The organism is Cobetia sp. MB87 (assembly GCF_011319755.1).
Classification (GTDB): domain Bacteria; phylum Pseudomonadota; class Gammaproteobacteria; order Pseudomonadales; family Halomonadaceae; genus Cobetia.
This window is the reverse complement of record NZ_VFBC01000008.1, coordinates 357,098-372,027: the sequence shown is the minus strand read 5'-3', so window position 1 is coordinate 372,027 and position 14,930 is coordinate 357,098. Positions and strand designations below refer to the sequence as shown.

6 protein-coding genes are annotated in these 14,930 nt (G+C 67.2%); all 6 read right to left on the bottom strand.

Going from position 1 to position 14,930, the window contains the following annotated elements:
• Positions 1-35 precede the first annotated feature (35 nt).
• The gene (locus tag CDPAHKCJ_RS11030; protein ID WP_240916764.1) at positions 36-1,352 is read right to left on the bottom strand and encodes an Nramp family divalent metal transporter; all 1,317 of its coding nucleotides are present in this window, start codon (positions 1,350-1,352) and stop codon (positions 36-38) included.
• Between the two features lie 239 nt (positions 1,353-1,591).
• Entirely contained in the window at positions 1,592-3,022 is a 1,431-nt protein-coding gene (locus CDPAHKCJ_RS11025; RefSeq protein WP_166019813.1) for a hybrid sensor histidine kinase/response regulator, read from the bottom strand.
• Entirely contained in the window at positions 3,012-4,202 is a 1,191-nt protein-coding gene (gene nosP / locus CDPAHKCJ_RS11020; protein ID WP_166019914.1) for a nitric oxide-sensing protein NosP, read from the bottom strand. Before nosP ends, CDPAHKCJ_RS11025 begins: the two co-directional genes overlap by 11 nt.
• A gap of 112 nt (positions 4,203-4,314) precedes the next feature.
• A complete protein-coding gene (recD, locus tag CDPAHKCJ_RS11015; RefSeq protein ID WP_166019812.1) occupies positions 4,315-6,459 on the bottom strand; it encodes an exodeoxyribonuclease V subunit alpha in 2,145 nt (714 codons plus the stop codon).
• The gene (locus tag CDPAHKCJ_RS11010) at positions 6,452-10,744 is read right to left on the bottom strand and encodes a UvrD-helicase domain-containing protein (RefSeq protein ID WP_166019811.1); all 4,293 of its coding nucleotides are present in this window, start codon (positions 10,742-10,744) and stop codon (positions 6,452-6,454) included. The genes recD and CDPAHKCJ_RS11010 overlap by 8 nt, the downstream gene beginning before the upstream one ends.
• Positions 10,741-14,808, bottom strand: coding sequence for an exodeoxyribonuclease V subunit gamma (locus CDPAHKCJ_RS11005; RefSeq protein WP_166019810.1), 4,068 nt, complete (start codon positions 14,806-14,808; stop codon positions 10,741-10,743). Before CDPAHKCJ_RS11005 ends, CDPAHKCJ_RS11010 begins: the two co-directional genes overlap by 4 nt.
• Positions 14,809-14,930: the final 122 nt, after the last annotated feature.

Sequence of the window (14,930 nt, the reverse complement as noted above, 5' to 3'; positions counted from 1 at the left end):
GTCGTCCATCAAGTGTCACAACAGAGTGGCTCTTCCTACATCAGCTCCCCGACCAGCACATAACCATTGAGCAGGATGATGATCGCCGCCACCAGCATGCCGATGGCCGTCACCCAGTGGCGATTGACCAGATCGCCCATCAGACGGCGATTGGCGGTGAACATCAGAAGCGGCACCAGCGCGAAGGGAATCCCGAAGCTCAGTACCACCTGACTTGCCACCAGTACCTGCTGCTCCGGCAGCTCCATCAGGATGATGGCGATGGCCGGTGCCATGGTGATCACGCGACGCAGCCACATCGGAATGCGGAAATTGACGAAGCCCTGCATCACCACCTGACCGGACAGGGTGCCGACGATGGAGGAGGACAGCCCTGCCAGCAGCAGCGTGAAGCCGAAGATAAGGCTCGCCGCATCCTGGCCCATCAGCGGCGACAGCAACTTGTAGCTCTCGGTGATGGAGGCCACGCCGGTCTCGCCATTGTCATGGAAGACCTTGGCAGCCAGCACCAGCATCGCCATGTTGATCAGCCCGGCCAGCGCCATGCCGAGGATGACATCGACACGGTAGTAGCCCATCACGCGGCGGCGCTGACCGCTGTCACGCACCCGGATGCGATTCTGGGACAGGGCGGAGTGCAGATAGATGACATGCGGCATCACGGTGGCACCCAGGATGCCCGCTGCCAGGAAGATGGCGTGGCTGTCCGGGAAGTCCGGCGTCAACAGGCCATAGATGATCGGTTCCACCGGCGGACGACTGAGCACGATCTCGAGCAGAAAGCCCGCCGAGACCGCCAGGATCATCGCGCCGATGATCATCTCCATCATGCGGAAGCCGAAGCGCTGCATCACCAGCACGGCATAGGTGATGGCACCGGTCAGCAGCGCCCCTTCCAGCATGCTGAGCCCGAACAGCAGATTGAAGGCCAGTGCCGCGCCGAGGAATTCGGCCAGATCGGTCGCGATGGCGACGATCTCCGCCTGCACCCAGAAGGCCCACACCACCGGGCGGGGGAAGCGCTCACGGATGACCTCGGCCAGATTCTTGCCGGTGGCCAGCCCCAGCCGCGCGGACAGGGTCTGGATCAGCATCGCCATCAGATTGGCCCACAGCACCACCCACAACAGGGCGTAGCCATAACGGGAGCCGGCCTCGATGTTGGTCGCGAAGTTGCCGGGATCGATATAGGCGACGGCGGCGATCATCGCCGGGCCCAGGAAAGGCAGGACACGACGCAGGCGGCCTGCAAGCTGAATGGGGGATGCGGTGCGCACACCACCGGCAGAGGAGGCTTCGCCTTCACTGCCAAGCGACATGCTGGCGGCATGACGTACGGATTTATCGGACATGATATTCAGCATGGGGGGAAAACCTGCCAGATCAATGGCCCGCGAACAGAAGAATGACGAGGCGGGACGCTATGATGTGAGCATACACACTAAATACGATCAATTCTCATTAAAATTTACCACGCCCCCTGATAGCCTCCTTCAATTCTGCACATTGCCTCAATGCCCCGATCCTCCTTTTTCCGAATGCCGATCACTCAGTGAAGAAAGCTCAGCGAAGAAAGTTCAGCGACAGGAACTCAGCGATGATTGACCAACAGCTGACGCAGACGCAACGGCTTGACCGGCTTGAGCAGGAACCCGAAGCCCAGCGCGCGTGCCCTGACCTTGAGCGGTGCCGAGTGGTCCGCGCTGATCACCACCACCGGCAGGCCCGGCCAACGCTCACGTAGCCGCAACGCCTGCGCCAGGCCATCGGGCTGCCCGTCGCCCAGTTGATGATCGACGATCAAGACCTGCGGCGCAGCCAGCGCCTGCTGCAGCAGCACTTCGGCATCACCGGCGCAGTGGACACTCGCGCCCCACCCCTCCAGCAAGGATCGCATGCCGGCGCAGACATCCTCGTCATCCTCGATCACCCAGATAACGGTATCGAGCAGCGGTGGCGCCAGCAGTGACGTGCAGGGCTGTCCAGGGGATGAAGCGTCAGCCGCAGCCATCACCACATTGGCAGGCTGTCGAATCGGCACGCGCACCGCGAAGGCGGCGCCGCGCCCCGGGGTGCTGGTCAGCGACAGGGGATGCTCAAGCAGGCCAGTGATGCGCTTGACGATCGCCAGCCCCAGCCCGAGGCCGCGCTGCTCGTTGTCCTGGCGCGGCGCCAAGCGCCGGAACTCCTGGAAGACCACCTCCCGCTGATGCTCGGCGATACCGGGGCCGTTGTCGGCCACGGTAATCTCCAGCCAGTCACCGCGGCGTCGACACCCCAGCAGCACGCGTCCGCGCGTCGAGCCATCCGGCACATGACGCAGCGCATTGCTCAGGAAATTACGTATCACGCGCGCCAGCAGCTGCAGGTCCGACTCGACGCTCAGGTGACTGGCCATGTAATGCAGCTCGAGCCCACGGGCAGCGCCCAGCTGGCGGTATTCCTCGGCGAGCACATCCAGCAGCTCCCGCACCGGGAAGACGGCGACATCCGCCGTCAGCACGCCGGCATCCAGCCGCGAGATATCGACCAGGGTGCCCAGCAGACTCTCGACATCTGCCAGCGAGCGCCCCAACCGCGCCACCAGCTCCCCCGGCGAGGAGACACCCGACGTGGAATCATCCAGCGCCAGCCTCGCCAGTTGCTCTTCCAGGGCGCTGGCGAACAGCCGCGCCGCATTCAGGGGTTGCAGCAGATCATGGCTGATGGCGGCGAGAAAGCGGGTCTTGGAGTGATTGGCCGCCTCGGCGGCGGCCTTGGCGGCGGTGAGGCGTCGATTGAGCGCCCCCAGTTCATCGAGGGTGCGGTGCAGGGCATCGGTGCGCTCGCGTACCTGATCCGCCAGCAGGACGGCGTGCTCGAAGGCGGCGTAGGGCCCGCTCGGCGAGGGGCTGCTGGATTCGACCCGCTCGATCAGGGCAGCGTTGATCTTCTCCAGCTGGCGATTGCGCGCCTTGAGGGCGGCGAGTTCAGCGCTCAGGCCGTCCTTTCGGGAATCTGTCAGCGGCGTATCAGGCGCCATCCTGCCCTCCCGTGCCATCGCCCGCGAGACGGCGCTGGCCGATCACCACGCCGGTGAAGGTCTGGTTGATGTGCATGCCGTGATGCTGCTCACCGTAGGTATTGAAGCCGATCACCTGATGACGTCTGAGAAGACGCGAGGCCTCATCCTCCAGCCCCAGCGCCTCGATCTCCATGCGCCGCAGGAAGCAGTCACAGCCGATGGTCAGCGCGGGCGGCCCCAGTCGCGCCTCCACCTCGGCCAGTCGCTGCTCGAGCTGCGCGAGAATCGGCGTGGCCTGCATGGCGGTGAGCACGATGCCGGTCTCCACCGCACAGTAGAAACTCAGGCTGGCATCGGCATTCACGCGCTGGATGGAACGCACGTAATGCGCCTCACCGATGCGCACCGCCAGCGGACAACGCGCGAAGACTGCCTCCTCCAGCGCTTCGGGCGCAACGCCTGCCAGCCTGGCGTACTCCTCGGCGGCGGGCTCGGCATTCAGCTCCAGCACGCGGCGCGAATCACGATCCACCGCCGTCACCACCAGCTTATCGGCCAGCGGCGTGAGGTGATGGGTGCTGATGACCTCGAACGGCAACCGCGTGTTGACCACCACCACGACCGCCGCCTGATCATGGAAGACGCCATCGGCGTAGACATAGGTGTGCGACAGGCGATTGTCATCCCCGGCGGAGCCACCGAAGGCGGGAATGCTGCCCAGCGCCGCATCCAGCGTCGCCAGTACCTGCTCCTCACTGCTCGAGAGCCCGTCGAGCAGCGTCAGCGCGAAGCTGTTGCCCATCACCGGCGCCACGGCCTGCTCGCGACAGCGCGCCAGCAGCTCATCACTCAACGTCTGGGCGCGCGGAAGGTCGAAGCCGCTCAGATCATCGATCAACACCTGCGCCAGCGCGAAGTCGCTGCGCGCCAGGCCGATGGCGGTGATGGAGCCGCGCGCATAGCCCTCGGGCGTGATCTCGCCGGCGGTGGTGCAGCCACTCACCGCTACCTCACCGAAGGCATCGGCCAGCGCCTGACCCAGTGCCGGGAGGGGGTAATCCGCCGAGCAGAAGAACAGCACCCCGCCGAGCCGCTGGCGGCCACCGAGCGAGTCATCAAGCTTTCGGGCCAGCTCGGCCACCGCCGCCTGCGGGTCCTTGAGGTGACTGGCCGCTGTGGCCAGCGGTACGGAAATCATCTCGCTCTGTGGCTGCGGCCTTCCCTTCACGCGACTGCTGACATCCGTCATGTCCCCTCCTCCTGTCGAGCGCAGCGGGGCCTGACCTGACGATCATCCGTCGGCGTCCGGTCTAGAGCACCAGCCCGCTGGCTCTCACCACGCATCGTTCAATGGCGCCTTCCAGCGTCTCGCGGCGGGTGCCCGCCAGCGTGACCCGCGACTTGGCCCGCGTGATGCCGGTGTAGACCAGCTCGCGGGTCAGAATCGGGTTGGCTCCCTCAGGCAACACGAATACCACATGGCGGAACTCGGAGCCCTGCGACTTGTGGACCGTCATCGCAAAGACCGTCTCCACCGCCTCGAGACGTGACGGCAATACCGCGCGCACGCCACGGTGGAAGCGCTGGATCTCGGTGTCCTGCCCATCACGCTCGGCGTCTGACGACACCTCCTCCTCGACCGGGAAGAACACGCGCAGGCGCCCGCCGGCGGCGGGGTCCGGCAGGGTGATGCCGACATCGCCGTTGTAGAGCCCCAGCGCGCGATCATTGCGCGTCACCATCACCGGGCGACCGGCGTACCAGCCGCGCTCGTCGGCGATCAGGCCGCGCCGCATCAGCACCCGCGCCACACGCTGGTTGAGGCCATCGACGCCGTAGGGGCCACGGCGCAACGCGCACAGCAACTGGAACTCGAGCAGCAGGTCGATCACCTCACGCGCCGGACGTCGCTCACGCACGGCCTCCAACGCCGGGCGATAGCCGTTGACTACCAGCTTCTCGAGATCGCGGTCCTCCGGGCCACTGAGCTTGAGCCAGGCGATATCGCTGTAGCCTGTCTTCCAGGCGGCGCGCAGCGCCTGACGATCCCCCGCGTTGCTGGCACGTGCCAAGGCGCCGATACCACTGTCGGCAGAAAAGCGATAACTCTTCTGCAGCACCACCACATGATCGGCGAGTCGGCCGCGCGTCGCTGAGGTTTCCTCCAGGTCCTGGCCATCAGGCGCGGCGATGGCCTGCTCCAGCGTCTCGCCGGTCAGGCGGGTGAGATCGTCACACAGCGCCGGTGAGTAGCGCGGCGGCAGCGCATGCTCGCAGAGATCGCCCAGCACGGCGCCGGCTTCCACCGAGGCCAGCTGGTCCTTGTCGCCGAGCAGAATCAGGCGGGCGTGGGCAGGCAGCGCGCCGAGCAGTGCCGCCATCAGGTCGAGATCGACCATCGAGGCTTCATCCACCACCAGCAGATCCAGCGCCAGCGGGTTGCCGGCGTGATGGCGGAAGTGGCGCGAATCCGGACGCGCGCCCAGCAGGCGGTGCACGGTACTTGCCTCACGCGGGATGGCCGCGCGTACCTCATCTGGCACCTCGAGCTTCGCCACCGCGCCGCGGATCGACTCCGACAGCCGCGCCGCCGCCTTGCCGGTCGGGGCGACCAGGCGGATATCCAGCGCCCGCCGCTCTTGCGGTTGGACTGTCTCAGCGCTCTCCACCTCGCCCTCTACACCGTCAGCGCCACCCGCCAGCGCCTGCGCCTGCAACAACGCCAACAGCCGCGTGACGGTGGTGGTCTTGCCGGTGCCGGGGCCGCCGGAGATCACCGTCAGGCGCTGACGCAACGCCAGGGCGCAGGCCAGCTTCTGCCAGTCCGGCTCGCCATGCGGGTCCGGCTGATTGCTGGCGAACAGCTCACGCAGACGCTCGCCCAGCGCATCGCTGACCCGCGTCTCGCCCTCCTCGCTCGGCCCCATCCGCGCACGCAGCCCCGCCGCGACTTCCCGCTCGGCCTGCCAGTAACGGCGCAGATAGAGGCGTTCACCCACCAGCACCAGCGGGCGCAGCGGCAGATGCCCCGCCGGGGAATCGGCCTGCGCCAGCACGCTGACCAGCCGCGATGCCGCCAGCTGCTCGGCCCAGCGGCCGGCATCGAGATCCGCCAGGAAGGCCTCCGGCAGGGCCACGCTGACCTCGGCCAGATGCGCCTCGGACTGCTCCAGCGGTGGCAGCGACAGGGTCGCGCGTGGCTCGGCCAGCGCCCGCGACAGCGACAGGCACACATGTCCGCGCCCCAGCTGGTGGCTGGCCAGCGCGGCCGCCAGCAACACGCTGGCCGGGGCCTCAGGCACATGACGCGCCATGAAGCGCACCAGATGGGCATCGACACGCCTGAGCCAGCCCAGCTCCACCCATAGGCCGAGCGTGGCAAGCAGGGTGTCGGCAGTCGGGGCGTCAGGGGCAGCGCTGAGCTGCTGCGTTTCCAAAGGCGTGACGTCAGACATCGAAGGCCCCCTGCTGGCCGCTTTGCGTAAGTGGCGAGGTGTCGGTGGTGTTGAGGAGCAGGCTGTCCAATGCGGAGCTGTCGCCGCCCAGCCAGAGATCCAGCGCCTCGATCAGCACCTGTGATGGCCTGCGCTGGAAGACGCCGGGCGTCGCCACGCCGGGCGTCGCTGTCTCTTCAAAGGGCCTGCCGGGCGTCGCTGTCTCTTCAAAGGGCTGGCCGGGGGTCGCCGTGGCTTCATCCACCGCAAGCGCGGGTGAGTCACCGCCGGCATCCAGGCCGCGCAGGAAGACATACAGCACCCCGCCCATGCAGCGCTCGTAATCGTAGTCGTCGCCGAGGCGCGCCTTGAGCAGACGATGCAGCGCGAGGGTGTAGAGCACGTATTGCAGGTCGTAGCGGTGCTCGACCATCGCGCGGGCCAGCGACTCGCCAAGATAATCCTCGGGGCGCTCGCCCAGATAGTTGGATTTCCAGTCCAGCACATACCAGCGGCCGCCGGACTGGAAGGTCAGATCGATGAAGCCCTTGAGCATGCCGTGCATGCGGCGTGGCGCGAGCCTGGGCCGCGAGCGTGGCAACGGCTCCAGCGCGGTGACCACGGCATCCAGCGGCAGACTGCGTGCGTGCACGGCCGGCAGCCAGAATTCCAGCTCCGGCAGCCAGGCCTCCAGACGGTTGAGCAGGATAGGCTCACCCTCGAAGCCCTGCAGCGGGCGGGTCAGCGCCTGCTCCAGCCAGTCGGTGAGGCGCGGCTGCCAGCTGGCATCGAAGCCACCGAAATGCAGCCGCGAGCCCACCAGCCGCTCAAGCTCGCCGCGATAGTCATCCGCGCCGAGACGATCGAGATCCACCGCCTCCAGCAGGCCGTGCAGGAAGGTCCCCGGGCGCGGTCCGCGCGGGAAGTCATGCAGGTGGATCTCGCCCACCGTCATCGGCAGTCCGCCAGCCAGCAGCGGGCCGAACTGGCCCGCCACCTCGCGGTCCGGCCGCGTCAGGCCCTGCTCGCCTTCTTCCAGCGCGATCTCGGTGGCGCCCTCGGGCACGCGGTCATCCTCGGCATCGCCGGTGTCTTCCAGTGCCGCCGTCACCTGACGGGCATCGGTGAGCAAGGCGGTGTAAGAGGCGATCCACCAGTCATCCTCGATGCCGCCCGCGAAGTGGCGTGCGCCGTGGAAGTGCTGATCGCGCTCCGCCGGGGGCTGATATTCATGGCCTGCTGGCGCGGGCAGGCCGGAAACGCTCGCCAGGCCGGCAGACTGCTGATCACACCAGCCATGCAGCGCGGCCTCGATGGCGCTGGCCTCGATGTCCGGGGCATCACTCAGGCCAAGCAGGTAGCCGACGGCGGTGGACGGCAGGCTCAGCTGCTTGCTGAAACCGCCCTTGCCGATGGGCGCCAGTCCCAGCCAGCAGGCGAACTTGGGCCGTGTCAGCGCCACGTAGAGCAGACGCACGTCTTCCATAAGGCGTGCATGGTCGGCCGCCGCGATGGCCTCCCTGGAGGGCTTCTTGACCAGGATGCTGTCATCGAGCGCGTCATCCTCCTGATCGACTCCCCGAGCAGGCACTTCCTTGTCATCACCTCCCTGGGCATCACCTCCTTGGTCATCACCTCCCACGTCAGCCGAAGCCAGCCAGCGCTGCTTGAGCGTCAGCAGGCCGAAATTCCTGTCCGGCTCGGCGGCGCGGAAGCTGGCCATGAACGGCAGCAGCACGATGGGATACTCAAGCCCCTTGGACTTGTGGATGGTGACGACGCGCACCAGCCCCTCATCACTTTCCAGTCGCTGACTGAGGCTGTCGCTGTCCAGCGCTTCATGGCCGGATTCCAGCGCCTGATGCCACCAGCGCAGCAGCGCCTGCTCGCCATCGAGACGCTGGGCGGCATTCTGGGCCAGCTCGCCAAGGTGCAGCACGTCGGTCAAGGCGCGCTCGCCCCCGGCGCGCGCCGCCAACCGCTCACCGACCCGGAAGTCGCGCATCACGCCGCGCAGCATCGGCAGCACACCGCGCCGCTGCCAGTCGCGGTGGTAGCCATCGAAGCGCTCGACCTCGCGCTCCCAGGCCAGCTCATCCACCGCGAGGCGCTCGACCAGCGAGAGGTCATCCGCCAACAGGCGCGTCGCCAGCGCCGCGCGCAGACGGCGGTCATCCCGCGGATGGGCCACGGCCTCGAACAACTGCAGCAACTCGAAGGCCTCCGGCGTATCGAACACCGAGCTCTTCTCGCTCAGATAGACGCTGCGGATACCGCCTTCGGCAAGCGCCCCACGCACCGCTGCAGCCTCGCGCCCATTGCGCACCAGCACCGCGATATCGCTGGCGGCCACGCCACGCGGCGTCGCATCCCCTTCATCCATGAACACCAACCCCGGCTCGCCCGCCGCCAGGCGTTGTTGGCCCTCAAGCAGTGTCTGGATCTGGGTGCGGCAGGCGCGACTCATGGCGCGACGGTGGTCATCGGCGCTCAGGCGCTCACCGCTGGCCCACCACAGATTCAGCGCACAGGCGGCCTCTTCGCGGCCATCCGGATGACGCAGCACCAGTCGAGTGCGCGTGCCCTGGGCCTCGACCGGCTGGAAGGGGATGTCCTCACTGCCGAAGGGCGCCTGATGCTGGGCGAACAGCGCATTCACCGCGGATACCATCGCGGCGCTGGAGCGGAAGTTGCGCGGCAGGGTGAAGCGCGAACTGGTGACCTTGCGCGCCGCCAGATAGGTGTCGATATCGGCGCCGCGGAAGGCATAGATGGCCTGCTTGGGATCACCGATCATCAACAGCGTGCTGGGCGCCTCGTCAGCATTGCCATTGACAGCATCACTGCTGAAGTCATCGTCGTCGGTCGGGCCATCGCCCGCGGTCTGCGGATAGATGCGCCGGAAGATGCGGTACTGGACCGGGTCGGTGTCCTGGAATTCGTCGATCATCGCCACCGGCAGCTCCTGACGAATCTGGCGCGCCAGACGCTGGCTGGCCTCACCATTGAGCGTCGGGTCCAGCGCGTGATCGAGATCATTGAGCAGGTCCGAGAATTCCCACAGCCCGCGGCGGCGCTTCTCGCAGATCAGGGCGCGGGCGACGCTGTCACGCGCGTGCACGGCGACCTGATCCAGCAGCACGGCGTCCGGTGCCGGTACCTCGGCCAGCAGGTCCAGCGCCGCGAAGAAGGGGTGACGCGGCGTCTGGCAATTCTTCTTGGTGCCCTTCTCGAGCTTGGCCTGACTCAGCCAGCACAGCTTCTTGCTGTCGAGCATGTCGGCGGCGAAGTCGTGCTCGCCGCTGGCCAGCCAGGCGGCCGTCGCCGCCAGGCGAGGCTCGAGTTCGGCCTCCTTGTAGCTGTTGCCGTTGAGCGCCTTGCTGGCGAAGGCCTCGCTCATCACGTCGCGGATGGCCGGCTCATCGAAGCTTTCCTCGACGGCGCGACGGGCGGCCTCCTGTTGCTGACGCCACTGTTCGGCATTGCCGAGCAGCTCGCTCAGGTCATGCGGGGCCTCAAGACATTCACCGTCGCGATACAGCGGGCGTGGCGTGCCGTCACGCAACAGGCCGCGCAGCTCCTCTCCCAGTGCTTCCGGGCCGGCCCAGCGCCCACGGATCAAGGCCTGCCACTCGCGGGCCAGCGGATAGAACTCGCAGCGCCAGTAATCCTCGACGCAACGTGTCAGCAGTGACTGGCCGTCCTGTAGCAGCTCGGCACCGAAGCGTCCGCCGGCATCGAAGGCATGCCGACTGAGCATGCGCTGACAAAAGCCGTGGATGGTGAAGATGGCGGCGTCATCCATCAGGCGTGCGGCCTGATCGAGGCGCCGCGCCGCCGCGGCCTTGAGGCGCGATGCGTCCTCGGCAGGTGAGGGTGTCAGCAGCGGCGCGAGCAACTCGGCCAGCACCGGATCAGGACTGGCACGCTCCAGCAGCGCCTCACGCGCCTGCTTGAGGCGCGCACGAATGCGGTCACGCAGCTCCGCGGTGGCGGCTTCGGTGAATGTCACCACCAGTATCTCCGGTGGCGTCAGCGGGCGCGGATAGCAGACGCCCGCGTCCTGGCAGGGCAAGGGCCCGAGCACCAGCCGCACGTAAAGCGCGGCGAGGGTGAAGGTCTTGCCGGTGCCGGCACTCGCCTCGATCAGATGCTGACCGAGCAGGGGCAGCGTCGGTATATCGAGGGCCTGGCCCTGCACGACTTGATCCATCTCGTCACTCATTGCCGCTTCCTTGTCATGAGCGATGCCACTCCTCACGCCACTCTCCACACCGCGCATGCATTCCACTCTGGTATCGCTCATGACTGCGCCTTCCCGGTGGCAAGCTCCACCGCGCGTTCGCCGAGAATGCCCTGTCGCACGCCGATCATGCTCTCGATCAGCGGCTGGTAGAGCTGCACGCTGTTGAGCACGCCGCCGGCCTGTGCAAAGGCCTCGAACTCCGGCCACAGCTCGCCCAGCGCGCCCTCTTGACGCCTGAGCGCCTGGGGGCCCTTGAAGATATCTTCGCTGAAGCGGGTTTCCATGGCGCGCGTCAGACTCTCACCAAGCCAGGGCTTGTGAATGGCGGCCAGCGCCGTCTCAAGGTTTGCGCTGCCGTCAGCGGCCTGCGCCTTGAGCGCGCCGAACAGGGCATTGCGATCCTCCTCGCCCACCACCTCCCAGAGGGTGGTCGCCAGTTCCAGCGCGGCCGCCAGCGGCGCCTGCCAGCCCTGGGCATAGGCCTTGACGAGGTGGCGCAGCGCGGCCTCGGCCTGCTCGATGCGCAGCGCGGGGAACAGCAGCCAGCGGTCCTCGAACACCGCAAGCCACTGATAGCCTTCACGGCTTGCACCCTGATTACCCGCCACTTCCCCGAGGCCGGGACGCGCGTTGGCCATCAGCCAGTCGAGATAGCCGGCCAGCAGACGATGCGGCTTGCCGAGCTTCTTGTAGCGCCCTTCCTTGCCGGGCTTGAGGGTACCGAAGTGGGTCGCCTCCAGCGTGGCCAGCAGGCGGCTTTCGCCCTCGGCGTCATCGCGCAGCTGCTGACGGCTGATCAGACGCGTGGTGAGGGTCACGCGCAGCATCTCGCCGCCTTCATCCTGCATCACCAGCGGTACCTCGAGGGTGCGCGGCGGCAGCGAGATGGCATCGCTGAGCTGATCACGCCAGCTGGCCAGCTGCTGGTCAAGGCGCTTGAGGCGTGGTTCGATCAAGGCATCGGCAAAGCCCAGCGCCGGCAGGCGCCCGGCCCGACGCAGACGTTCGGCGGCCAGCGGCAGTGACTGCCCGGCAAGCGCGGCATCCAGCAGCTCGCGGGTCAGGGTGAAGTTCTCCAGCCCATCGGGGGCGAAGGGTTCGTTGTCCTCATCCGGCACCTCGGCATCGCGGAAGCGCACGCCGACGCGGTCCAGCCCCAGCTGCCAGGGGCGACGCAGAAAGCGCGCCAGTGAGTCCGCGCCGAGGCGCAGATGGGACTCCGGCGCCTGCTCCACCAGCTGCTTCAAGGCGGCCGCGCTCGCCTGACTGGCCTCGCGTTGATTCGCCGGGGAGGCCCCTGAGGTTGGAGCCTGACTCGCCGCGCGATACAGGCTCGACCAGCTGGCGTCATAGCTGAACAGATCGATGGCCGCCGCCTGGCAGGCATGGAAGTAGCGCCGCGAGAAGGGTTGCAATGGATGCTCGGTGATCAGGCGCTCACGCAGTGCCGCCTCCCGTGAGCGCTTGGCAGAGTGCGACTGCTCGGGCTCCCAGCCCAGCTCGATGTAGTCGAGCAGTTCACCGACCAGCACCGAAGGCGGTCGCTCGCCGTTGTCGCGTTGGTCACGCCCGACCCACGAGATCGACAGGCGGTCCCGCGCCGCCAGCAGCGCTTCCAGGAACAGATAGCGATCATCGTCGCGCCGTGAGCGATCGCCCGCCTGCGGGCGGCTGGCCATCAGGTCGAAATCCTGCGGCATGCGCACCCGCGGGTAGTCGCCATCGTTCATGCCCAGCAGGTGCACTTCGCGGAAGGGAATCGCACGCATCGGCATCAGGGTGGCGAAGTTGACCCGCCCGGCGAGGAAGCGCTGGGCGAGACCGCCGCTGTCCAGCTCGCCACGCAGCGCCTCGCGCACCACCTTGAGCGACAGGCAGCCCTCGAAACCGGCCTGCTGCCAGCCCTTGTCGAGGCGCGAGAGCGCCGCCTGCAGGCGTGCCAGAATGTCGAATTCCTCGGCACTGTCCGGGCTGAGACTCTCCTCCCACAATCGCTGAAGCGTAGTCGCCCAGTCCGCTGGCGTACGCGAGGTGTCCAGCCAGCGGCGCCAGCGATCCAGGCTCTCGATCAGCTCGCCGACCTTGCCCGCCAGCTCGGCCTCGAGACCGGCCACTTCATCGAAGGGCACCACGCCGTCGAAGCTCAGGCCGTTCATGTCAACGAGGCCGTCCATCAGATCATTTATCTGGCCGTCGCTATGCCCCTCACCCAGCTCACCATAAGTCGGAGCGCCAGCCGTCGGGGAGCCGACCGCCGGGGCGCCGGCCGCCGGGGCGCCGGTGGCGTAGCCCAGCAGCATGCGCTCGAGCCCGAAGCGCCAGCTGTTCTCGTCGAGAGGCATGAAACCAAGCTGCTCACGGTGCTCACCGGAGAGCCCCCAGCGCACGCCGCTGTCGGCCAGCCAGCGCCGCAGGCGCTCAAGCTCGCCCTCCTCGATGGCGAAGCGACGCCGGAAGGCGGCGACATCCAGTGCATCCAGCACCTCGCTGACCCCGAGGCGGCGCTCCGGCAGCTCCAGCAGCATCAAGACCAGTCCGAGCAGCGGATTGGCCTGACTGGCCACCCGGTCGGCGATGGTGAAGGGAATATGGCGCGGATTGCCCGGCGGCAGCTGACCAAAGACCGCCTCGATATAGGGAGCATATCGGTCGATATCCGGCACCATCACCAGGATGTCGCGCGGCCGCAGCGGCTCACCCTCACCTCGTTTCTCGGCCTCATGGGCCCGCTCGAAGGCCGCCAGCAGGCGGTCATGGAGAATCTCGACCTCGCGCAGCGCCGAGTGGGCGCTGACCAGGCTGATGGAGTCGTCTTCGGCGGCGAGGGCTCGCAGGCTACCTTCGGCCAGAACGCGCTCGCCGGGGTGGACCAGCTCGAGTATCTCGTCCTGGATCTGCTGCAGCAGTGGCGCCTGCTCGGGCGGCGTGTCCTCGCTGATGCGCGGTACGAAGACGTCCAGCTCGAGATCGAAGCCGCTGTCGCGCCCGGACAGCGCACTCTCGAATTCATACAGGCTGACGATGAAGTCACGCCCCTGTGCGCCAAGCCCTGCCAGCAGCGGGTTGGCCTTGAGGTGCAGCTCCTCCTCCGCCAGCCCGATCAGCGCCGGCGCCTCGGGGTGACGGGCACGCTGTTGCGCGAGGCGCTCGCTGTCCATGCGCTGGCTGTCGACTCGCGAACTACGCCGCACGGCCTCGCGGTCGGAGACGATATCGCCCCAGTAATGGCGGCAGGGATTGGTGATCATCAGGTAGATGTCCATCACCCCGGACAGCGCATGCAGCGCATCCAGCGTCTGGCCCGGCAACGCCGAGATACCGAACACGAACAGCCGTGGCGGCAGCGGGTGACGGCGGGTCGAGGGCAGTGTCTCCAGCGCGCGCGCCGCCGCGACGAAGCGACCATGCAGGGCGGCGCGGTGATGCTGGCGGCTGCTGGATGGCGCATCGGCCAGTACCGCTCGCCACAGTGCCGGCTGCCACTGCTGACTGTCCGGCAGGTTGTCGGGCAGCAGATTGGCCGGCAGCTCGCTTGCGGCCTGCTGGCGCGCGAAGGCATCCCGGAAGTTGTCGTCTTCCAGCCCGCTCTCCCAACTGCGCACCCACTCGGGGCGATAGTTGAGGTACTGATCGAACAGGTCCGCCAGCTGGCAAGCCAGCTGCCACTGCTGACGTTCGGCCTCGGGGCCTTCGGGCAGCGCTGGCAAGGCGTCCTCACCGACCGCCTCGATCAACTGGCCACGCTCGTCGCGACACAGGTAATCCCTGAGCGGCGCATAGCATTCGGCCTGGGATTCATCGGCCAGCAGCCCCGGCAGCAGGCGCAGCAGACGCCAGGCAAGCGGACCCTTGTCGAAGGGCGACAGCTCCGGTATCTCGTCGCCCAGCACGCCACCCAATACCCCGCGATAGGCACGCCACACGAAACTTGAGGGCAGTGGGAAATCCACCGAGGCGGCGATGCCATCGGCCTCGGCCAATGACAATCTCAGCCACTGGGCCATGCCGTTGGATTGGACGAGGAAGGTTTCCGGCACCAGCGGAGGCTGAGGCGCGGCCTTGATCACCTTGAGGGCCAGATCGCGCAGGTCCTCGAGGTGATTGGCGTGAAGAACGGTAAACATGCGGGCATCCTGCTGGGAGTGACAACTCGGCCATCGTGGCCGTGGCAAGCCGCTGCGCGGAAGAGACAATGAATGGCTCTATCCTAGCGTCGCCGTGGCGCCGGCCCAAACGAAAAACGCGC

Excerpts from the sequence above, each read along its gene's own strand:
- CDPAHKCJ_RS11005 (WP_166019810.1), bottom strand. The coding sequence starts at position 14,808 with ATGTTTACCGTTCTTCACGCCAATCACCTCGAGGACCTGCGCGATCTG.
- CDPAHKCJ_RS11010 (WP_166019811.1), bottom strand. The coding sequence starts at position 10,744 with ATGAGCGATACCAGAGTGGAATGCATGCGCGGTGTGGAGAGTGGCGTG.
- nosP (WP_166019914.1), bottom strand. The coding sequence starts at position 4,202 with ATGATTTCCGTACCGCTGGCCACAGCGGCCAGTCACCTCAAGGACCCG.
- recD (WP_166019812.1), bottom strand. The coding sequence starts at position 6,459 with ATGTCTGACGTCACGCCTTTGGAAACGCAGCAGCTCAGCGCTGCCCCT.
- CDPAHKCJ_RS11025 (WP_166019813.1), bottom strand. The coding sequence starts at position 3,022 with ATGGCGCCTGATACGCCGCTGACAGATTCCCGAAAGGACGGCCTGAGC.
- CDPAHKCJ_RS11030 (WP_240916764.1), bottom strand. The coding sequence starts at position 1,352 with ATGTCCGATAAATCCGTACGTCATGCCGCCAGCATGTCGCTTGGCAGT.